Annotated in this window: 17 protein-coding genes and 1 pseudogene; 5 read left to right on the top strand and 13 right to left on the bottom strand. The window is 45.4% G+C overall.

All coding sequences use genetic code 11. The annotated features are described in order from the left end of the window. Positions 1-106: 106 nt before the first annotated feature. Genes GWP43_RS04445 through nagA form a run of 4 tightly spaced genes read right to left on the bottom strand, consistent with a single transcriptional unit; the run spans position 107 to position 4,270 of the window. Entirely contained in the window at positions 107-1,177 is a 1,071-nt protein-coding gene (locus GWP43_RS04445; RefSeq protein WP_162664742.1) for a 3-deoxy-7-phosphoheptulonate synthase, read from the bottom strand. Between the two features lie 8 nt (positions 1,178-1,185). Further along, positions 1,186-2,274 carry an AI-2E family transporter gene (locus tag GWP43_RS04440; protein WP_162663012.1) on the bottom strand — a complete coding sequence of 363 codons (1,089 nt, stop codon included), beginning with the start codon at positions 2,272-2,274 and terminating at the stop codon, positions 1,186-1,188. Between the two features lie 2 nt (positions 2,275-2,276). Next, the gene (nagB, locus tag GWP43_RS04435; RefSeq protein WP_162663010.1) at positions 2,277-3,083 is read right to left on the bottom strand and encodes a glucosamine-6-phosphate deaminase; all 807 of its coding nucleotides are present in this window, start codon (positions 3,081-3,083) and stop codon (positions 2,277-2,279) included. 14 nt (positions 3,084-3,097) lie between these two features. Next, entirely contained in the window at positions 3,098-4,270 is a 1,173-nt protein-coding gene (nagA, locus tag GWP43_RS04430; protein ID WP_162663008.1) for an N-acetylglucosamine-6-phosphate deacetylase, read from the bottom strand. A gap of 274 nt (positions 4,271-4,544) precedes the next feature. Between nagA and GWP43_RS04425 the strand changes: the two genes are divergently transcribed. After that, positions 4,545-5,648, top strand: coding sequence for a DHH family phosphoesterase (locus GWP43_RS04425; protein ID WP_230978032.1), 1,104 nt, complete (start codon positions 4,545-4,547; stop codon positions 5,646-5,648). Then, the gene (locus tag GWP43_RS04420; protein ID WP_162663005.1) at positions 5,645-6,310 is read left to right on the top strand and encodes an epoxyqueuosine reductase QueH; all 666 of its coding nucleotides are present in this window, start codon (positions 5,645-5,647) and stop codon (positions 6,308-6,310) included. Before GWP43_RS04425 ends, GWP43_RS04420 begins: the two co-directional genes overlap by 4 nt. 204 nt (positions 6,311-6,514) lie before the next feature. Here the strand turns inward: GWP43_RS04420 and GWP43_RS04415 are convergent, their stop codons facing one another. Together GWP43_RS04415 and GWP43_RS04410 are read right to left on the bottom strand one after the other, a co-directional pair. After that, positions 6,515-8,614: an ABC-F family ATP-binding cassette domain-containing protein gene (locus GWP43_RS04415; RefSeq protein ID WP_162663003.1), complete on the bottom strand. Its 2,100-nt coding sequence runs from the start codon at positions 8,612-8,614 to the stop codon at positions 6,515-6,517. After that, entirely contained in the window at positions 8,614-9,942 is a 1,329-nt protein-coding gene (locus GWP43_RS04410; protein WP_162663001.1) for an SH3 domain-containing protein, read from the bottom strand. The genes GWP43_RS04415 and GWP43_RS04410 overlap by 1 nt, the downstream gene beginning before the upstream one ends. Before the next feature lie 362 nt (positions 9,943-10,304). Here GWP43_RS04410 and GWP43_RS04405 point away from each other — a divergent pair, with 362 nt between their 5' ends. Next, a complete protein-coding gene (locus GWP43_RS04405) occupies positions 10,305-11,549 on the top strand; it encodes an extracellular solute-binding protein (protein ID WP_162662999.1) in 1,245 nt (414 codons plus the stop codon). 16 nt (positions 11,550-11,565) lie between these two features. On the opposite strand, the gene GWP43_RS14515 is transcribed toward GWP43_RS04405, so the two are convergent. From GWP43_RS14515 to GWP43_RS04375, 7 genes and pseudogenes are all read right to left on the bottom strand, one after another. Continuing rightward, positions 11,566-12,084, bottom strand: coding sequence for a hypothetical protein (locus GWP43_RS14515; RefSeq protein ID WP_230978031.1), 519 nt, complete (start codon positions 12,082-12,084; stop codon positions 11,566-11,568). Between the two features lie 61 nt (positions 12,085-12,145). Continuing rightward, positions 12,146-13,207, bottom strand: a complete 1,062-nt coding sequence (locus GWP43_RS14510) for a BamA/TamA family outer membrane protein (protein ID WP_230978030.1) — start codon at positions 13,205-13,207, stop codon at positions 12,146-12,148. Between the two features lie 121 nt (positions 13,208-13,328). Continuing rightward, positions 13,329-13,877, bottom strand: coding sequence for a hypothetical protein (locus GWP43_RS04395; RefSeq protein ID WP_230978029.1), 549 nt, complete (start codon positions 13,875-13,877; stop codon positions 13,329-13,331). A gap of 202 nt (positions 13,878-14,079) precedes the next feature. After that, on the bottom strand, positions 14,080-15,759 hold the full coding sequence (locus GWP43_RS04390; protein WP_162662995.1) for a DUF5312 family protein: 1,680 nt from the start codon (positions 15,757-15,759) through the stop codon (positions 14,080-14,082). Between the two features lie 8 nt (positions 15,760-15,767). Further along, positions 15,768-16,841: a tRNA dihydrouridine synthase DusB gene (gene dusB / locus GWP43_RS04385; protein WP_230978028.1), complete on the bottom strand. Its 1,074-nt coding sequence runs from the start codon at positions 16,839-16,841 to the stop codon at positions 15,768-15,770. After that, entirely contained in the window at positions 16,838-17,611 is a 774-nt protein-coding gene (locus GWP43_RS04380) for a TatD family hydrolase (protein WP_162662993.1), read from the bottom strand. The genes dusB and GWP43_RS04380 overlap by 4 nt, the downstream gene beginning before the upstream one ends. 115 nt (positions 17,612-17,726) lie before the next feature. Further along, a pseudogene (locus tag GWP43_RS04375) lies at positions 17,727-19,549 on the bottom strand (phosphoenolpyruvate carboxykinase (GTP)). Between the two features lie 253 nt (positions 19,550-19,802). Here GWP43_RS04375 and GWP43_RS04370 point away from each other — a divergent pair. Both GWP43_RS04370 and GWP43_RS04365 read left to right on the top strand, forming a co-directional pair. Next, a complete protein-coding gene (locus tag GWP43_RS04370) occupies positions 19,803-20,606 on the top strand; it encodes a MetQ/NlpA family ABC transporter substrate-binding protein (RefSeq protein ID WP_162662991.1) in 804 nt (267 codons plus the stop codon). Between the two features lie 145 nt (positions 20,607-20,751). Then, on the top strand, positions 20,752-21,432 hold the full coding sequence (locus tag GWP43_RS04365; protein ID WP_162662989.1) for a tetratricopeptide repeat protein: 681 nt from the start codon (positions 20,752-20,754) through the stop codon (positions 21,430-21,432). Positions 21,433-21,434 lie beyond the last annotated feature (2 nt).

Here is a 21,434-nt window from a genome sequence, read left to right as displayed (position 1 = left end):
CTGCGATTTTTATTTATCTGTCTGATGCGCTTGTCCTTCCTTAAAAAAATGTATGAAATTTTTAACAAAATTTCATACAAGAGGAAGGCAACTGCTTGGAATATTTCTAATGCAGTTGCCCTGTCCATATATCCGCGGCTTCGGTGAGAAGCGATTCGGTCATTTCCCAGCTCATGCAGGGGTCGGTAATTGATTTGCCGTACTCGCTCTTTTCAGTGCAATGCTCCGGCGAAACAGCCCCCGCCTGAATAAAGCTTTCGAGCATACAGCCGCGGACTGCTTCAATCTGCGGCGTTTCCAGTCTCAGCCGGAGGCTTCCGAGTAGGATGTCCCGCTGCTTTTCGGGCTGACGTTGTGAATTACCGTGCGAACAGTCAATCAAGATCACCGGCCGTATGCCCTGTTCCGCCAAAAGGCGGCGGCTTTCTTCTATTGAAGCCCTGTCACAGTTTGCTCCGTGTACGCTGCCCCTCAATACGAGGTGCGCGTATTCATTGCCGCTTGTATGCATCACTGCGGGGCTGCCGTTCTGCATAATGCCGAGGAAAGCATGCGGTTCCCGTGCGGAAACGATCGCGTTTATCGCCGTACTGATATCACCATCGGTAGGGTTCTTAAACCCGACCGGCATCGACAGACCCGAAGCGAGTTCTCGATGAATCTGACTTTCGGCGGAGCGCGCACCGATAGATGCCCAGCTGATAAAATCCGAAGTATATTGTGGCACAATAGGGTCGAGCAGCTCCGAAGCAACCGGCAACCCTAGTTCGGTTATAGCGCTCAGTGTTTTACGTGCCGTTTCCAGCCCGCCGGTAATATTAATAACCCCATCAAGCGCAGGTTCCACGATTAAACCGCGCCAGCCCAAACCGGTACGAGGTTTTTCAAAATACACCCGCATGATAATACAAAAGCAATCACGATATTTTGCCCGTAAACGCATTAATCGGCCGGCATAATCCACCGCAGAAACCGGGTCGTGGATAGAACACGGACTGACAATCAGTAAAAACCGATTGTCAGTACCGGACAAAATCGCTTCAACTTCTTTCCTTCCGGTCAACACTGTTTGACACGCTTTTTCCGATACGGGAATTTTTTCAAGCATCTGCTGCGGCGAAATCAACGGGTGTATTCGCTCAATACGCCGATGGTATAACAGCGGGCGGCTATTCATAGTCAAGGCTAGACTTCAGCATCCGTACTGTCCGAAGTCCGCGCAATATCGATCAGCGTAAACAAGAGGATAACAAACAGCGGACCAAGCACAATTCCGTTCAGCTTAAAAAAACGGATACCGCCAAGTATCGAAAAGAAAATCAGCAACGGATGTATCTGAACACGGTTCTGCAAAAACATCGGTCGTAAAAAATTATCGATTGAACTGATAAAAAAACCTGCGACACAGAGGAAGAGAATGCCTTTAAATAAACCTGCCGTTAACAATATTTCTATCCCAAGCGGCGCCCACACCAACGCGCATCCAAAGAAGGGTAAAAATGAGCTGAAAAAAGTTAAAAAGGATAAAAGCAGTGCACCTTCGACCTGAAAAATAGTGTACACAATAAACGCCGCTGCAAATTGACATATTGAAACGAGGAAGTACCCCATAAAAAGATTGGTGATAGTATCTTTTATCTTTGCCGCCAATTTTTGACCTTCCGACACCTGAATCGGAATAGCCGTTACAAACACCGAAGCGAGGTATTGCCCGTCGATAAACAGGAAATAAAGCGCAAAACACATGAACAGGAGTGAAAGCACAAAATTACCGATATTTTTTGCAATACTCGTTGCATAGCGAACAATCGTATCGGCATATTGAATAAAAAAATTCATCAGCTCTCTTTTAAAGTCGAATACCGAAAGATCGATTGTTCCCATCGAAATTTGCATGACCAATTCGTTCAGCGGCGCGTCTTTTTCCATTCTAAATAGCTGAGGATGTGTAACGAAAAAGTTCATCATTTTCTTTACGAACATCTGCCCCTGCCCGATCAGTTTAATAGCAAAAAAGAACAGAACCCCGGCAACCAGTATAATAATACCGACTGAAAATGAGGCGGCGATAATTCTCTGTTGCATTCTAAACCATCGGGACTCAGAATTCAGCTTTTTAAGCAGTTTATGATACAGCGGCCCGAACATAATATAGAGGATAGCCGACCAAAGCAGTACACTCGCGTAGGGTAAAAACACCCGCGCTACCAGCACAACGGTAATCGCCAGAATGATAAAAAAAGAAACGGTTTGAAACTTGAGTGATTTCTGCATGCTTATTTTGTTCCGCCTGCTGAAATTGAAGATTCGATATCTTTAAAATACCGGACGGTTCCAACGCGGAGTTCATCGGTGGCCGGTTCGTCGCATACGATAATTGCGTGCGGATGCAACTGGAGCGCAGAAATTGTCCAGATATGATTGACGCTTCCCTCTACCGCATGCCGTACTGCCCGCGCTTTGTTATAACCGGTTGCAAGGATCATCACTTCCTCGGCATCGGTAATGGTGCCGATTCCAACGGTAAGCGCCGTCTTGGGAACCGCCGCCGTATCGCCGTTAAAAAAGCGGGCATTCATCGCAATGGTGTCCTGCGTTAGTGTTTTTTGACGTGTGCGGGATGAAAGGGAAGAACCCGGTTCATTAAAAGCGATATGCCCGTCTGCTCCGACTCCGCCCAGAAATAAATGAATTTTTCCGTATTGAGCAATCGCCGCTTCGTATTTTTTGCATTCAGTCTCAGTATCTTTCGCCATACCGTCTAAAATGTGGATGTCCGCGGAAGAAATATCGATATGCTTAAAAAAGTTTTCATACATAAAGTAGTGATAACTTTGCGGATGATCGGGAGATAAGCCGACATATTCATCCATATTAAAGGTAACGACGTGTTTAAACGAAATCTTTCCTTCTCGATGCCGTTTAATCAATTCTTTGTAGACACCGAGCGGTGTAGACCCCGTCGGCAGACCGAGAACGAACGGCTTTGACGCTGCCGGAGCAAAGTCCATAATCTTTTTGCAAATATAATCCGCCGCCCATACGGAACAAGCCTCATAATCTGACTTTATAATTAATCGCATAGCTTCCCCTATTCTTAAAACAAATTTTTTTTCAAATTTCCTTTTATGACGGTTGCAAGCACATTGAACTGCTTATCGAATACGATCAGATCGCCTTCATATCCCGGCATAATGGAACCTCGTTTGGAATACCGCATAATTTCCGCCGGATTTGCAGAACCGAAACGAACGGCTGTTTCTACCGGAAAGCCGAAGGATACAAGGTTCTTAACCCCGCGAATCATCGAAAGGCTTGAACCGGCAATAACGCCATCAGCCTTACGATGGAAACAACCGCCTTGGAGCACAACTTCTTCTCCATTTGCGATCAGCATACCTTCGCGCTGTTCCGTCGGTTTGAGGCTATCGGTTATTAAGACAATCTTATCGATCGGTTTATCCCGTGCCAATAAGCGGATAAGGTCGGGATGAACATGGATACCGTCCGCAATAATTTCGCAGGACATTTCCGGATGGATTAATATCGCACCGACGGCGCCCGGGTTGCGATGGTGCATCTGGCTCATCGCATTAAAAAGATGCGTAGAATGTAAAATTCCCGCTTGCATTCCCTCAAGCATATTCTCGTAAAGCGCATTGGTATGCCCCGCTTGCAGCACAATATTTTTTTTGATGCAATAGAGCGCCAGCTCACGCATATTTTTAAGCTCCGGAGCTACAGTCATATTGACAATATTCCCGTTCGACGCAGCCCAAAGCTTATCCATCAAATCCAGATTAACAGGACTGATTGCAGAAGGACTTAACGCTCCGGGTTTTTCCGGCGAAATAAACGGACCTTCAAGGTGCAACCCCATGATGGTCGCACCTTCTTCATGTCCCATTGCATCGACAACGGCGCGGATACATTCAGTCATATTTTCCGGTTCGGTCGGATACAGTGTAGGATTAAAAGCCGTTACGCCATATTCAGCAAGAGCCTTCGACATACCAAGTATGGAATCGGGAGAGCAGTCTTCCGTCCCGAATCCTGCAAATCCGTGAATGTGGGTATCAATCAACCCCGGAGCGATATACGCTTTACCGACATCGACAATACGTACTTCCGGAGAAAAGCGTTTATTTAAAAAGCGGCGCTCACTAAAGACATCTTCAATCTTGCCATCTTTAACATAGACGCAGCCGTTTTCCATTAAGGAATAACCGGTCACTACCGTTGCGTTATGAAAACAAAGTGCATTCTCCATGATTCTCTCCGTAATTCGGTCGATTCTATCAAAAAAACGTTAAAAAGCCTAGAGCTCATAAGGCAGCTGCATCAGGTTTCTGACAACTTCTGTACTGACCGCATTAGACATTTTTCTAAAAAATGTGTTTTTGGATAACACTTTATTACAAAGTGTGTTATAATAGTATGATATGGATTTAAGAGGTAAAAGGTTTAAGCCCGATTTGCACTTTAAAAGGCAAAACATGACTATCGGGGCACGAAACCGGGTAATAAAAAATATCTATTATCTTATGAAAACGCACCGGTCCTTTTTGATTCTCGGTCACGAAAACCCTGATGAAGATTGTTATGCTTCGACGGTAGCGGGCGCACTATTGTTGCGCAAATTTAATAAACATGTCAGCATTTTTTTAGAATCCGTACCGTCTGAAAACCTTAAATTCCTCACTTCCATCTGCAAATATAACAAGATCAATATATATTACGGAACAATGCCGCCGATCCGTTCCGTCGAAGTTCTCTGTATTTTTGATACGCCAAAGCCCGATATGGTAGCAGCAAACGGCTGTATCTATGATTTTCTGAATACCCCGTCTATTCCAAAAATTGAAATAGATCATCACTTTGATTCCGATGCTGCATATTCCGGAGATCCCGCCTATTCTTTAGTCCTCCATGCTTCCAGTACCTGCGAAATTTTATGCAGAATATGTTATAAATTGGCCAATCATCCCGAACTACGGCAACGCTACAGCATTGAAGAACTCTATTCGAGAAATTTGGTACTGACGCTGCTGACCGGTATGCTCGGCGATGCAAAAATGGGAAATTATATTTCTAATCCGCATGATAAAGAAGTTTTTGACTATTTTTCCAAGCATTTAAATTTGATGTTGCGGATAAGTACCCATTCGGAGGGACGTACAAAAAAAATCGAGTCGATGGAACGGCTGCTGGATGTGATGAAAACAACCGATGCTGAGACTGAGAAAATCTATCATGCCATTATCGACCGCGCCAGTTATACCGGATGCATCGGGAAGGTCATTTTATCGGAAGATGAGTCGAATGCTTTCCTGAAAAGTATCGAATATACGCAGTTTACCGGTATGATTAAGGAGGCAACCAATGCCATCGCAGAGAAAGTCGAAGGCATAGGAATTTCCGCTTACTACGATTCTCCCGGCAAATCCAATAAAATACAATGCCGTATTAGGGCGAGCGAAGCGATGCGAGGCATCGATTTACACCCGATTCTGAGTTATTTTAAAATTACTGATGGAGGCGGACACCCCGGCGCGATTGCCTTCCGGCTGCCCCGAGAATCCGGTAAGTTGCTCCACTCATTACTCGCAGATATAGAATCATTTATTAAGCAAAACCTATTGATATGAAGCAAAATTTTCAATTATTGATGGAACAAACCATCGCGGATATTGGCGATTCCTTTACTGCCGAAGCTCCGCCGCGTCTTATGCTCCATTCATGCTGCGCCCCATGCAGTTCTTCGGTAATAAAGCGGCTGGCAGGGCATTTTAAGCTAACTGTCTTCTATTATAACCCTAACATTGATACCCAACTTGAATACCGTACACGGGCGGACGAACAAATCCGTTTAATCGAACAGTATAATGCATCAAAAGAATTCCCGTACCGAATCGATTACGCGATACAGGACTATAGCCATGAACAATTCCTTGAAATAGCAGAGGGCTATACAGATTGCCCTGAAGGCGGAGAGCGATGCTTTCGTTGCTATCGACTCCGGCTAGCAGCAACGGTACGCGAGGCAGCGGCTCAAGGCTTCGATTTTTTCTGTACGACACTTTCGCTCAGTCCGCTTAAAAGTGCCGCAAAAATCAACGAAATCGGCATGGAACTCGCCACTGATAAGTGCCGATGGCTGCCGAGCGACTTTAAGAAAAAAGACGGATATCTGGAGTCTATTAGGCTTAGTAAGGAATTGGGGTTGTACCGACAAGACTACTGCGGCTGCGAATTTTCCCGCACCTTTGAAAATAGCGACACCGTCTACGGCGTTGCTGCACAAAAATAAATGCTCGACGTATCAGAACCGCCACGGATGGCGGTGGTTCCACGCAGAAGCGAGTTCGCTTGCGAACTCGTAGCCCAAAAATTGACAAGGAGGTCAATTTTTGGGCGAGGATGGCGGTGGTTCCACGCAGAAGCGAGTTCGCTTGCGAACTCGTAGCCCAAGAATGTACAAGGAGGTTCATTCTTGAGCGAGGACGGCGGTGGTTCAACTGCCTGAATCTTGGGCGAGTGCTTCCCACTGTTCTGTAAGTTCAGCGGAGGTTGCTTGTAAAGCATGAATCTGCTGCAGAATGCTGCGAGCTTTTTCACCGTCAGTATATACTTCGGGGTTTGCGAGCTGTGCTTCCAGTTCTCTTATTTTGTTTTCGGTTTCGGCAAGTTGTGCAAAAATACGTTCTTCCTCTTTTTCGCGCTTTCGCTTTTCCGCCCGCAGCCTTTTTTGTTCTTCATAAGAAAGAGCTCCGCCGCCGGTGCCGCCTAACGGCATCCCCGCTTGTGAACCGGAAGGTATCCCTGATGCATTCCCTGAGAAAGCACTGCTTGTTTTCCCGCCGCCCGAAGAATCCGCTGCTTTCCTGCTTAGGCTGCCGACGACGGAGCTGCCGGTACCTTGGTTTCTATTAGCCTGTACATATCCTGCCGTTTGTCCCGACTTTTCGGCTGGACTGTCGGCTGCTTCGGCGGCAATCCGGTATAGGTAATAGTCGTAGGTGCCCGGGAAGTTTCTGATACGGGTACCGGTGCCGGGCGTTGCCGAAGCTGTCAGTTCAAGGATGCGGGTTGCAAGTCCTTGGATAAAGAACTTATCGTGCGAAACAAAGATAACCGTCCCTTCAAACCGCTGCAGTGCATCAAGTAGCACATCTTTTGAATGAAGGTCAAGGTGATTGGTCGGCTCGTCTAAGATAAGGAGGTTGAGCGGCTTCAATAACAGCCGGAGCAGCGCCAGCCTGCTTTTTTCCCCGCCGGACAGCACGGAAAGCTGTTTATGGATGTCGTCACCACGGAATAAAAAGGCTGCGAGCATATCGTAGAGTTTCGGAATAAGATGGGTCGGCGCTTCCCGCTCCATCAGCTGCATGATAGTTTCGCTGCCGGTAATCCGCTCGGCCTCATCCTGCGAAAAATAACCGGTGATAATGCCCGCCCCGTACTTTACGGAGCCGGTATACTCGGAATCTTCACCCGCCAGTATCCGCAAAAAAGTGGTTTTACCGGCGCCGTTCCGTCCCGCCAATGCCAGCCGTTCCTGCTTGGTAACGGTGAGTTCCGCGTCTTTCAGCACGAGCCGCTCCCCATACGCCTTAGTAATTCCTTCGGCTTGCAGTGCAATATTTCCCGAATGAGGGGCGGGTGGAAAGCTGAAATGAATTTTCTTTAAGTGTTCGGGCAATTCGATACGCTCAAGTTTTTCGAGCCGCTTTACCCGATCCTGCACCGCTGCGGCTTTTGTCGCCTTGTAGCGGAACTTCCTGATAAAGTCTTCTGTTTTTGCAATTTCCAGCTGCTGCTGTGTGTATGCTTTTATCAAAGAGGCAAGCTCTACCTCCCGCGTCTTTTCGTAGTTGGTATAGGTTCCTGCATAGCGCTTAAGCGTTCCATTGAATAATTCATATGTTTCGTTAACCGTTGCGTCCAAAAACGAGCGGTCGTGACTGACCAGCAAAAAACCGCCGGTAAACTTTTTCAGCCAGAGTTCAAGCCAGCTGCGCGCTTCGATATCGAGGTAGTTGGTCGGCTCATCCAAAATGATGATGTCAGCCCCGCTCAAAAGAATCTTTGCAAGTGCAATGCGCATCTGCCATCCGCCCGAAAACTCATCGGTCAGGCGGGTAAAATCTTCCGACGTAAAACCAAGCCCGCGCAGCGTTTCATCCGCAAGCCGCTGCCTAAAATACCAGCCCGATTGCTCAAGCTCGGTTTGCAGGGCGTGATAATCGTGCGCAAGTCGCTCCGCCTTTGCCGCATCGGCCTCTTCGCTCATAAGCTTGCCAACGGCCTCGAGCTGTTCTACCAGCTGCGCTCCGCGGGAAAAGGCGGTATCGGCTTCTTCTGCCAGCGTTTTACCCCTGTGTATAATGCCGGACTGCGGCAGGTAGGCAACACGGGTGTTCTTTTCCATCGAAATGGAACCGGAATCGGCCTGCATTACCCCTGCGATAATCTTCATCAAGGTGGATTTACCGCTGCCATTGGCTCCGGTAAGCGCCGCCTTTGTTCCCTGTGTCAGTACCAGCGTAATATTCTGCAGAATATCGCGATCACCGAACGCAAGGGAGATATTTGAAAGCTGGACAAACGGCATTAGTCTTCCGTTCCTTCCGTCCCGAAAAAGAGGATAACGGGATTGAGGTTACGCACGGCAGCAACACCGTCGGTAATATTTTCAGGCTGTACGTATTCAAGTTTAACACCCTGCTTAGATACCGTGTAAAAGAAGTCAATCCAATCCGCACTGCCGTCGAATTTGAATGACAGAATCCCCATATATTCGGTCTTGAGTTTAGCACTGATGAAATAGCGGATTGCGACGGAACCGGAATCCCCTGCCCCCTTAGGAATAATCGTCGGGGATAACACTTGATATCCGCTCCAGCGGAATCGCTCTCCGCCTAAAAATTGCAATACGCCGTAATTCACAGAATTGAATACGGGACTGGTTGTAACGAGCGTCTGCAACGCAACATTCCGTCGCTCCACCTCCGCTTGGACAAGTTCCCGAGGATCTTCCTTCAACGTAATAAAATACAGTATCTGTACCCGCCCCTTACCATCAGTATAATTGACGGCAATCGTATCCGAGTCTCTGATTTGCAACAGGAGCGGGGAACCTTCAAACTGATAGGCACCCATCCGGTTTTTTATGATACCGGTATAAGAGAAAGCAAGTTGCTCATCTTTCAGCATAATACGTGCGATGCCGGTTCCTTCACCGGGAAAAAAGCCGAAGTTCTCCGTCATCCGCTCGGGATCAATTTGTTTTTTTCGAATCATATCGCGGTAATATTCGGGATACCACCGGCTTTTTAAGATGCTTGTAAGAATTTCATCCGCTGCAGTTTCCGTGGTCTGCCGTGCGACAGAAGGTTCTCCTTCATCATACGTAAAAAGATTATAGGAAAAACACCAACCGCGAGTGCCATCGTTGGTCATCACATAGAGCCAATCACCTTCCAAAGGCTTATCCCGTGCAACGACCGGAGTGCCTTCTCCTTTCCAAAGAACCTTTACAATCTGACTTTCACGCAAACGATATACCTGCTTGCCCGTATTATCGGGAGTAGATCGAAGCGGCAAGCCATCCAATTTCACCGCGGCATACACAGAGCGATACTCGGAAGTCTTTTTGATATATGCTTCCGCTTCGCGTTTTGAAGAACAAAAAGTGAGCTGCCAGAGCGGAATCTCTATCTTTTGATTATTCAGCTCAGCAATATACACCTTCGAGATATTTGAACGGACGAGGATCGGCACTACATCCGATGCCGTTAGATTATATTCGGGGATAGACCAGTTGACGACACCGTAACCGATTTTTTTTGAACAGCCGGTTATCGTAAAAATAACGAAACAAGAGAGCGCTAAAATGAATACGGCAGACGCAGTATTGTAAAAATGATGTAATTTTTTCATATATATTTCCACATTATCCTGAATGAAAAGATTATACTTTAAAGACCGCATCCGCGCAAGGATATTGCCGCAGAGTAAACGTATCAAAAATATCTTAAGCGGTTATTTTTCTTCTGTACGAAATTTTGAATAAAATTTCGTACATTTTTTTTGGCAGATGAGATGGGTAAACGCATCAGGCAGAGTAGATAAAAAGCGCAGAATAATTGGGACTGTGAGACCATTTGAACCGCGAAGAGGTTCAACTCTGGTTGAACAGACCCAATTATTCTGCGGGGCTATTAAAAAAATAGCCTGATGTGTTTGCCCTACCCCTTAAAGAGTCATTGACAAGGTGATTATTGTAGTCATAATGGATGAGTATGAAAAAATTCCTTTTTATTGCAGCGTTTGTAAGTTGTATGCTATCTGCGTGCAAAAATGCCGAGGATTCGATTGCCGTTATTTGGACTAACCGTACTGAATTCATCTCTTATTGTGAGGCTTTTAACAACGCCCAAAGCCGTTACAAAATAACCGTCAGTTATAAAGAAACTCCTTCTGATGCTTTAATGGCAGCATCAGAACAGCCTGATATCGTTATTGGGCTATGGCTAAGAGGCGACGAAACACGGGCAAAATTCACTAAATTGGGAGGGCTGCTTTCTAAAAAGAAAATCGATCCGGATATTTTTTATCCGTTATTATTTGAATTGGGAAATATTGATGGGTCACAGTACCTCCTACCGGTCAGCTTTAATTTACCGACTATTATCTTTTCCGCATCGCAAAAAAATTTAGTAAAAACAAATTTTACACTTTCCCTTGAGGAGATGAGGGAACTTGCTGCAGCGTATAACACAAAAAACGGATCGGAATATACTAAAATGGGGTTTTCTCCTCGCTGGGATACAGATTTTCTCTATGTTACCGCACAAGGCCTTGATGTATCTTTTGAAGAAACAAAAAACCTCTTTTCGTGGAACGATAAAATGCTGCAGGAATTGATTACATACACGCGCCGGTGGTCGGAAGAGGTCAATACAAACGCTGCAGCTGAAGATGAATTCAAATTTAAATATCTCTACGATCCGCCATATACATTGATTACAAATGAACGATGCCTATTTTGGTACCTACCGAGCGATAAACTGTTGGCATTAAATAACGAAAGATTAAAATCGCTTGATTATCGGTGGATGAGTTACAACGGCAAAACACCGGTACAGGACGAAATTATATATGCAGGAATTTGTAAGAAGGCAAAAAATGCAGCAGCGGCACGGGCTTTTCTGCTTTGGTTCTTCAATGAAGAAAGTCAAAAAGATATGCTCGCCCGATCTCAAACCGATAATATGATCGCTCCTTCTTTCGGATTAGCTGGGGGATTTTCTGCTGTAAAGAACGTAACCGAAAATATTTTCCCTGTCTATTATCCCCTTTTGCTCAAGCATTCGCCGCAAACCGATGATTTTTCTGCGCCACATATCTTACCCCATAACTGGCTGCTACTTAAAAAGGAAATAATCTTTCCATACTTACGGGATCAAACACGAATGTTTTCCGGCAGTGAAAAACCGCTGTCACTCAACAGACGGATATCTGATTGGTATAAAAAACCCCGCTAATATTTATCGAAACCTTTTAATAGTGTAGACCGATTCCAATAAATATTTCGCTAATTGATTCCCCATCACGGTTTGCTCGACCGCTTAAACCGGAAAGATTTTTCAGTTCCGTTAAATCAAAACCGACGCTTGCCCTGACGTAAATACTCCGCATTTTTTCAGGATAGACGATCACTTCAAGCCCCCCCGCATACCATCCGTCCGCCGGATGATAGTATCGTCCCGTACGCTTATCGTGCACTAACGCAATATCCAAGAAAGGGACAAGCTGAATATCGCAATTAAAAAACCGCGTCCATGCAACGCCGGTAATAGTTTGGAAATTCAGTGAAGCAATCCGAATAGGGATATCAAGATTAAAGGTAAAAGCAGTATCCGTATCGATTCGTTTATTCAAAATGCCACGAAGCGTAGAACCTGCCTCCGTACTTGTACTTCCGAATAAATGATAAAAAAACTGCGCCCGACCATATATACCAACCCTGTTTATAAATGGGTAATATCCGGCTAAAGAGGCGGAAAAGCTGATACTCATCTTCCGTTTGTCGTAAAATTGATAGGCATACGTATTACCGAGTGAAAATGAAAGACCTTTCCTAAAATTTAACTCCCAATTCACCTTTGAAAGAGAAAGAGTATGCCCCCCAATTAAACGTCCATGTTCGCAGACTGTCTGCCTGTATACCGTCAAATGCCCAATTCCCTGCAAGGCTCATAGATGGGGTCCATACGAGCGAACCGAATCCTTTCACTTCAGTAATCATAACAGGTGCGCGTACAAATGCTGTCGTTTTAAAGTAATATCGGTCATAAGGATATAAATAGCCTAACCCACCCGGTCGCTTTTGTTCCGTATGTTCTACACCAGGGATCTTCAATGAGCTCGTAATGGACATCTGACTTGATGTACGATCGTTAATTGCCAATTCAGGTAAAAGGCCGAATGTAAGGGACAACCGCTTATTAAATTTGACCGATGCCGTCAATCCGGTACCGATATTTATTTTAGGAACTTCTTTGTATGCGTAAACAATCTGGAAGCTGTTATCCCATAACAGATTAAATGCACCCGCTTTAAACGGTAATGCAAAGTTGATTGAAGATGAAAAAATCTGCTGGTTTGTTTCGGTTGAACGGTATACTACATCAGCTCTTAAGGGTTGCAATGTCCCTATAAAATTAAAATCCTGCATTTTCAGCTTCAACTGGAAACCGCTATTCGAGTCAAAAGAAGGGTACGGAACCACGATGAAATTCCATGTATCGGTGATTGCGATAGTAAGCGTAACGGGTATTACTGCTTCGTTATCAGGCGTGCCATATTCCGTATCTATTTGAACTGAGTGAATAACCCGAATATTTTTAAATCGTTGTTTAAGGTTATCGAGATAGCGCAACATCGCTTCTTCCGAATCAAAAATACGGCTGGTGTCGATCGGAACCGCCTGTGAAAGCGGATATTTTTGTGTCAGTCCCTTGATGTTATAGTTGACAACCGTTATTCGATAGCTTTGAACAAGAGGTGCTTCGGTAGTCGTATCAGCTAAAGGTGCCTCTACCGGCACATCAATAAGAGCGGATTGCGCATTCTCAACTTCTTGGGCATAAACAGCTACCGTAAGGCAAATGTATACACTGGTAATAGCAGACCGTATCAAACGTATATGTTTTTTTGATATTTTATAACTAAGCATACAGGGATACTATTTAACATATAAAAACCTTTTTATGCAAGAGATATTTTTTTGTCGTATGGCGCAGTAGATGCGCTGTATATTTTCAAAAGACTTCGTAGGGGATAACCTCTTTAATCTCCAAATAAACAGTCAATTCAGCGGTAAATTTTCCACCTGACACATACAACCGCGGGTTATCCTTAATCAGCATTTTTCCGTTAACAGCCTTAGGTTTATTTTTAATGTTTTTCCGTAAATATCCTCGAACAGCGGCGAGCGCCGCGTACCGATAAGCCTGCCGCACCCCGTCTATCTCTAACTTGCGTTCTGCGCTGCCGGAACCTTTGGCGGTAATATAATTGATACGTATCCATTCCGTTCTATGCAAGGCTATCGCATCGGTAACACGGTATTCCGCCCAGCAATACAGGTATGGATACTGCGGACGAAGCTCCGTAACGGATAAACGACTGTCACCCGAAGGAATAGATCGAAGCGATTCCAGTTCAAACTCTTCCGCAACCGCCCTCCGCTTATCAAAGGGAGTATAAGAAAACTTCCAGCCGTAGACCATTCCTTCCATTACCGTTGTCGACAATGCGATGAGCGCTTGCCGGGGGGGCAACTGCATCCCTTGGGTGTCGTTATCCATCACCCCCGGCTGAGATTCAAGAAAAACCCACACCGGTGCACGGATAATAAGAGCATCGTTTGTTCCTGAACCAGAATAACTGTCAGCATATAAGAAAGGAATACTACAGAGCAAAAATAAAAAGGAGTATATCTTACGGAATATCATGGTTTTGAATATCATAATTTTACTTAATAATTTTTCGGTACTAAATGTTTAAACATTATTTCTGCATCGGTTTTACCGCAGCCCCTGCATTCGGTGCGGCAGTAGGAATAGGCGCTCCCGGTTTCCCTTTTTCTATAGAACCGAATACCGCATAGTTTTTCATTATTTCAAGGAACATAGCAAAGATGTGCCGATCCTGTTCCAAACGAATAAAGGATTCCTTATTTTTAGAACTGACGACAAGAGCTTTTATGTTTGTAATCAATTCGGAGGTAGGCGCTTTTATATCCTCCAGCAAGTGTTCGGTAAAAATATACAGATCGGCATAGGATTTACTTCCGTTTTGTACGATAGTCTTTGCCTGCATATTTGCAATATCAACGATTTTCTGCAACTGTTTTTTCATATCTTTACCTTTCTCAATCTCTGCAATATAACCTTGAATTTCAAGGAGATTACATTGCCCCTTCGGCTTAAAAAGCTGTTCAAAATTAGCTATTTTACTCGATAGCATTTCGCAGGAACGATAGATTGCCGCATATTGCCCTTCGACCTGTTTGTTCACAAAAAAGCCTTCAATCAACAGAGATTTTAAAAAAGTTTTGTAGTGCGCTTCAAAATACATTTCGGTAAACGCTTTTAATAATTGTATCGGTTTAACCCAATCAAAGGAAATCGGTGAAAGATTTTGAATAGCGTCATTAACTGTATCATTATATCCTTCCAACGGTTTCAACTGACCACTACCGAAGCATTTTTCTATTAAGCCTGTTATATTATTTTCTTTGGTGATTTTTAATAGGCGTTTTGAATCTGCTTGGAAAATCTCACTACTTCGATCAATATACTCCTGCAGAGGTTTTGATTCGGAAACGGTTACCTTTTCTTTAAAATTGGGATCTTCTTTAATCAATTTCAACATTATCGGTATCGTTGTCCGCTTCAGCTGATTTGCGAGAAGATTTTCGACCATATTCAGCGTTTTTTCCAGTTTTACTCCTGTCTCGTCGGTAAAATTCCCTAAACTCCGCGCCAGAAAAATGACATCGTTGATTGTCGTCTGTGTAATAGAAACATGCCGTACGATAAATTGGAAGTCCAACAAATTCTTTATCACATCGCCGGCAAATACTTCTTCAAAATTATCCTGAGAAATCGATGCCGGTCCAGCCGTATTGAGCTGCAAGTTATTGTTAAATTGATTGAGAAAAGACGCATAGTCAAAATCGCACAAATCGGAAAGATAAAAGAGTTTGATCAACTCCTGTTCACGGGTCTTAAATGCGGGTGTATGAAACAAGCGGATAAAATTTTTAAAACTATGTATTTGCTCTTGCAGTGTATGTTCCGTTTCTTGATAGTTTTTACACTTTGATAAGAGCTGGCTCCGGGCTTGAAAGGTAAAACTCCGATGTTGTTTTACCTGCTCTTCCGACAAGATCGCCTCAAAAAAAAGGTCTTGATATTTTTCGGACGCGCGTATATCAGGGGAATTAACCGTCTTGTCCAGAATCGCTTTCACCGGTTGTAAAAAATGATACAGCTGATACAACAGCGAACCGAACGCCGGGAGTAGTATTTTTCCGGTATGGTATAACGGCGGATTCAGCTTTTTGAGTTCTGCAGCATACCCTTTAAGCTGCCGCTTCTTTTGATACTCCGGTGATGAGGAAAAAAAGAGACCTTCAAAAAAATCCTTTATTAACGTAATAAGAGTATTGATAAAATCAAACATAATAATCCTCACCTATTGTTATCGGTATGCGGATACACCGCCTGCAATGAGAAGTTCTTTAAAATCCTTTCATAGTCCTGTATGGAACTTGCCTGCACCAGCTGTTCGCGGAGCTTTGCTCCGCCTACAATTCCCTTAGTATAAGCGGCAAATCGCTTGCGCATTTCGCGGCAGGCAGTCTGCTCTCCGGCTTTTTCACACAGCATCATGAGTTCTTTTTTTGCCGTCTCAATTTTATCCGCAGGCGTTATTTCGGAATAAGCACCGGTTTGCAATAGCTCCCGTGTTTGCCGGAAGATAAAGGGATTGCCCATAGCTCCGCGTGCAAACATAACACCTATGCATCCGGTCGACACAAGCATATCGTACGCGGCCTGAGGGCTGAATAAATCGCCGGATCCGAATACGGGAACACGCCCCCGCATTATCTGCACAAGCTGCGCCAAAATATCCCAATCTGCCGTTCCGCTGTAGCACTGCGCACAGGTACGGGGATGAATGGTTAGAGCTGCAGCACCTGCTTCAACTGCGGCTATTGCGGCCTCCTTCCAAGTAAGCTCGGTTTGCGACCAGCCGGAACGTATCTTTACCGTTACCGGAACGGCAACTCCGGTTTGCTCTACTGCGTCCTTAACAGCCTTAACCACCGCGTAGAGCTTTTCCGGATTCCGCATCAGTGCGGAACCCGCCCCTGTTTTAGTGATCTTCGGCATAGGGCATCCGGCATTAATGTCGATACATTCGGGGTGGTAGCGTTCGATGATCCGCACTGCCGTCCCTGCCATAAAATCGGGATTTGCCCCGAATATCTGTACCGCATACCGCCGCTCGTTATGCGCACGAGTAATAAGCTTTTCCGTTTTCGCCGAGTTGCGGATGTACGCTTCCGATGAAACCATCTCAGTATAGGTAAAATCCGCACCCCAATCAACACAAATAGAACGGAAACTCCTGTCGGAATAACCCGCAACCGGCGCCAAAAAAATATTTCCGGGAAGCGTTAAATTCCCTATCGTTACCGGCCGGTAAAGTTGGCTATCAGTCTCCATTGTATTTAATTCTCGCACATCCAATTCACTCATTCCGGCAAATTAAATGCTTTACAACTATTCTTCCACAACTGAGCCGCCAATGTTCCTATATCCATTTTTAACAGTTTGGCCATAAATTCAACCGTAGCAACAGTGTTCGCCGGCATATTGCGTTCTTTCCGATACGGTGCAGGCGGTATAAACGGGCTTTCGGACTCAACCAATATACGGTCAAGCGGCAGCGTTTGTACCGTTTCGTGCAGATTACGAGCATTCCGGTATGTAAGATTACCCGCAAACGAGAAATAGAGCGGCAGCTTTAGTGCTAGCCGCGCAAACTCGGCGTCTTCGGAATAGCAATGCAGGATACCGCCTGCTTCGGGCATCCGCTCGGAAAGGATATTCAACACATCCTTACCTGCATTCCGATTATGGATAACAACCGGTTTTTTTGCCTTTGAAGCAATCTCCAGCTGCGTAATAAACAGCTCAATCTGAGAACGCTGATCCCCGTACTTTTTGTAGTAATCAAGTCCTGTTTCTCCGACGGCAATAACGCCGGGCAATTGAAGACCTTTTTCAACTTGAATAGCCCAGTCTCTCCCCGGTGCCACCACTTCTGACGGAGACACGCCGATAGCATAATACACCGACTGTTCGGTTTTGAGCGTTTCATATACCGAATAAAAGTCATGCAGGCTGTTACAAATACTGAGTATCCTGGTCACGGATGCACGTTTGGCTTCTTGGATAGCGCGCAGCTGCGCAAGAGGATCGTTGTATAGCAATCCGATGTGGGCATGGGTATCAAAAATTTGCATTGCGGTTCCTCCTTTAAGCGGCAGTTTCACAAAATAAATACAGGGCGTTAAAAAACTCGATTAAATTCACGTGGCAGCTTTCGAAATAGAAACGCTCGACAATATTCCGGTATAATTAGCCGAGCCGTTTTTCCAGCGTATTTAAGGCCTCGGTAAGTTCTTTGGGCAGCCTATTGCCGAATTTCGGATAGTGATTCTCTCGAATATCCGCAATTTCCTTCTTCCAACCTTCGGCGTCCACCGAAAGGATTTCTTTCATTTGTTCCTTCGACACATTGAGACCTCCGGTATTGATTGCTCCCTCTTTGGGCATCCAGCCGATAGCGGTCTCTACGGCATTATCTTTACCGTCGCAGCGGTCGAATATCCACGCGAGTACGCGGCTGTTTTCCCCATAGCCGAGCCAAATAAAGTTACCGTTTAAGTCCTTGCGGAACCAGTTGACGTAGAAAATCTTGGGTAATTTGTCCGCCGTCGATTTTTTACCGATGTTGATCCAATGTTGAAAGTAGTCGCCCATGTTGTACCCGCAGAACGGGAGCATGGCGAACGGGTCTCGGCGGATGCTGCCGACTTTTAAGTCAAGCGCGGCGGCGGTAATCTCCGAACCGACAATCGAACCGAGGAATACGCCGTGGTTCCAATTGCGGGATTGGTGTACCAGCGGGATAGTGCTCGGACGGCGGCCGCCGAACAAGAACGCGGAAATCGGTACGCCTTTGGGATCTTCCCATTCGTTTGCAATCGCCGGACACTGCTTAGCAGGTGCGGTAAAGCGAGCATTCGGGTGCGCAAATTCTTCGCCTTTCGGGCTTTTATCCGTCGGCAGCGCATCGCGGGTATTACCTTTCCAGTCCACCAGTTTTCCCTTTGCAGGATGTCCGATCTGTTCCCACCATATATCTCCGTCTTCCGTCAATGCGCAGTTGGTAAAGATGGTGTTTTCTTTTATTGATTCCATTGCGTTCTTGTTGGATTGGTCGGAAGTTCCCGGCGCTACGCCGAAGAAGCCCGCTTCGGGGTTAATGGCATACAGGCGGCCGTCCTCACCGAACTTCATCCACGCGATATCGTCCCCAACGGTTTCAACCTTCCATCCGGGAATGGTAGGAATAAGCATCGCGAGGTTCGTTTTACCACAGGCAGAGGGGAAAGCACCGGTAATATATTTTGATTTTCCTTCAGGATTGGTAATCTTTAAGATGAGCATGTGCTCGGCAAGCCAACCTTCGTCCCGCGCAAGCACGGAAGCAATACGAAGTGCAAAGCATTTTTTCCCCAACAAGGCGTTTCCGCCGTAACCGGAGCCGTACGACCAGACCAACCGTTCTTCCGGAAAGTGGGAGATATATTTATGTTCCAGCGGAGCACACGGCCATACGCCGTCATCGGTTTTACCCGCTTCAAGCGGCTTCCCTACCGAATGCAGACAGGGAACAAATTCGCCGTCAGAGCCGAGCGCCTCGAGCACTTTTGTGCCTACCCGTGTCATAATGTGCATATTGCAGACAACGTACTCGGAGTCGGTAATTTCGATACCGATTTTTTGCAATGTCGGAACCTACGGGACCCATCGAAAAGGGGATAACATACAGAGTACGTCCCTTCATGCAACCATTGTACAGCGCGCTCATCGTTTTTTTGAGCTCAACAGGGTCAGTCCAGTGGTTTGTAGGGCCGGCATCTTCTTCTTTTTTTGAAGCAATAAACGTTCGGCTTTCCACACGAGCAACATCGGAAGGATCCGAGCGAAATAAAAAGCTGTTTTTTCGTTTCTTTAAAGGAGTTGCCAACTTTACATCGACCAATTTTTTTCATCAGTCGATCATATTCTGCTGCTGAACCGTCACACACATATACGCTATCCGGTGTACACAGCGCGGTTACCTCATCAACCCATTTACGAGCCTCTGTATGTTTAAGCGTATCTATCGTCATTATTTTTCCTCCAAAGTTAACAGGTATCTGTATCAATTATATTATAGATAATAATCGAAATATCGGGTTTCTGCAAGATTTTTCTCTCTTTGTGCATTCCTTTTTAACAACGGCGGCTTTTACCGCTTAACCTAAAGGCACCCTACTAAAATTTTTCGGAGTTCCCTAATATATTCCCTTTTGGACAGCCCTAGACAGAGCTTAAAGATATATAGTAATCTACCGTTCATTCCAATGGAAAGGAGACTAGTTTATGAAAAAACTACTCACATTTCTGCTTAGTGCAATTCTTTGCGCAAGCTTATCGGTTTCCTGCGTGAAAAAAGAAGACAGTCAAAATGTTTTAACTGTCGCTGCAAGTCCGGAACCCCATAAAGCACTCTTGGAGCTTGTAACGGATGACCTTGCAAAAGAAAATATTACGCTCAAGGTTACCGAGTTTACCGACTATGTAACCCCCAACGATGCGGTCGAAACGGGCGAACAATTCGCAAACTTCTTCCAACACGTTCCCTATATGGATACTTTTAATAAGGAGCATGGGTACCACCTAGTCAGTGTAGGAACCGTTCATATTGAACCGCTTGCGCTGTATTCAAAAAAATACGGGAACCTCTCCGAATTTAAAAGCGGCGATACCATTGCCATTCCAAATGACCCGACAAACGAAGCGCGTGCATTGTTATTGCTTGAGTCCGCACATATTATCACTTTGCGCGAGGGCGCAGGCTTAGCAGCTACCCCGCAAGACATTACTGAAAACCCCTACAACTTACAGTTTAAGGAAATTGAAGCAGCCACACTCCCGCGCGTGCTTGCAGATGTTGAAGGAGCCATTATCAACGGAAACTATGCTATTCCGGCAGGTCTTTCCGCAGCAAAAGATGGTCTGCTTGTTGAAGGAAAAGACTCCCCCTATGCCAACGTTATTTCGGTTAAACAGGGAAATGAGAACGATCCGCGCATCAAAGCATTGATAAAAGCGCTGCAAAGCGATAAAGTACGTAAGTATATTACGGAAAAATATCCTAACGGAGAAGTCGTCGCGGCATTCTAGGAATGTAATTACAAGCCTCTGAAAGGACTACTTTTTAGAGGCTTTCTATTATATTATTTAACTGCGGTTCAACGATGCATGGCATGGAAATTTCTAAAACTTGCCTGAGATGTTAGGCATCCCCTACGAAAGAGAGGTTGATAAAATGAGCGCACAACAGAAAATGTATAATTTTATAAAACGCACGATGGTGATCTTTGCGATATTAATATGCGTATCGGGAGCGACCTATGCACAAGAAAAGGCAGACGCACTGAAATTATACCGTACTGGCCGCAGCTTGGATAGTGCGGGAAGAACAGAGGAAGCAAAAACGTCATATATGGCGGCAGTCGATGTATGCCTTGCCGAACTCCGCCAAAACCCGCGCAATATGGAGTCCTACACCGTCTATACATGGTCACTATTCCGCCTTCATAGATACCGTGAGACGGTAACCGTTTGCAACGAGGCACTTAAAATCGCATCGGATGTGCGCATTATCGAAACATTAGGCGAGGCCTACTTTTATCTAAACGATTATAAAGAATCTCTCCGCCAAATGGAACGGTATATCGATATGGCTCCGACAGGAGAGCGCGCAAGCGTTGCCTACTTTTATGTCGGCGACATTTACCGCTTGACAAAACGTTATCAAAAAGCTGACATTGCCTACTCTGCAGCAGTGCATTTGGAACCGTCCAATTCGCTGTGGTGGTATCGGCTCGGTCTCGCCCGCGAACAGACAGGCTATAAACAAAGCGCGCGGGACGCATTCCAACGGGCACTTAATATACGGAAAGACTATAAAGAGGCGGCGGAAGGTCTCGCCCGTGTACAGCTTTAAAA

Source organism: Treponema vincentii (assembly GCF_010365865.1).
Taxonomy (GTDB): Bacteria; Spirochaetota; Spirochaetia; order Treponematales; family Treponemataceae; genus Treponema.
Note: the sequence above shows the minus strand (reverse complement) of the source record. Positions and strands in the feature narration are given on the sequence as shown.

Bases quoted from the DNA above. Each gene is read 5' to 3' on its own strand.
- GWP43_RS04445 (WP_162664742.1), bottom strand. From the start codon at position 1,177: ATGAATAGCCGCCCGCTGTTATACCATCGGCGTATTGAGCGAATACAC.
- GWP43_RS04440 (WP_162663012.1), bottom strand. From the start codon at position 2,274: ATGCAGAAATCACTCAAGTTTCAAACCGTTTCTTTTTTTATCATTCTG.
- nagB (WP_162663010.1), bottom strand. From the start codon at position 3,083: ATGCGATTAATTATAAAGTCAGATTATGAGGCTTGTTCCGTATGGGCG.
- nagA (WP_162663008.1), bottom strand. From the start codon at position 4,270: ATGGAGAATGCACTTTGTTTTCATAACGCAACGGTAGTGACCGGTTAT.
- GWP43_RS04425 (WP_230978032.1), top strand. From the start codon at position 4,545: ATGAAAACGCACCGGTCCTTTTTGATTCTCGGTCACGAAAACCCTGAT.
- GWP43_RS04420 (WP_162663005.1), top strand. From the start codon at position 5,645: ATGAAGCAAAATTTTCAATTATTGATGGAACAAACCATCGCGGATATT.
- GWP43_RS04415 (WP_162663003.1), bottom strand. From the start codon at position 8,614: ATGCCGTTTGTCCAGCTTTCAAATATCTCCCTTGCGTTCGGTGATCGC.
- GWP43_RS04410 (WP_162663001.1), bottom strand. From the start codon at position 9,942: ATGAAAAAATTACATCATTTTTACAATACTGCGTCTGCCGTATTCATT.
- GWP43_RS04405 (WP_162662999.1), top strand. From the start codon at position 10,305: ATGAAAAAATTCCTTTTTATTGCAGCGTTTGTAAGTTGTATGCTATCT.
- GWP43_RS14515 (WP_230978031.1), bottom strand. From the start codon at position 12,084: ATGAGTATCAGCTTTTCCGCCTCTTTAGCCGGATATTACCCATTTATA.
- GWP43_RS04395 (WP_230978029.1), bottom strand. From the start codon at position 13,877: ATGGATAACGACACCCAAGGGATGCAGTTGCCCCCCCGGCAAGCGCTC.
- GWP43_RS04390 (WP_162662995.1), bottom strand. From the start codon at position 15,759: ATGTTTGATTTTATCAATACTCTTATTACGTTAATAAAGGATTTTTTT.
- dusB (WP_230978028.1), bottom strand. From the start codon at position 16,841: ATGAGTGAATTGGATGTGCGAGAATTAAATACAATGGAGACTGATAGC.
- GWP43_RS04380 (WP_162662993.1), bottom strand. From the start codon at position 17,611: ATGCAAATTTTTGATACCCATGCCCACATCGGATTGCTATACAACGAT.
- GWP43_RS04370 (WP_162662991.1), top strand. From the start codon at position 19,803: ATGAAAAAACTACTCACATTTCTGCTTAGTGCAATTCTTTGCGCAAGC.
- GWP43_RS04365 (WP_162662989.1), top strand. From the start codon at position 20,752: ATGAGCGCACAACAGAAAATGTATAATTTTATAAAACGCACGATGGTG.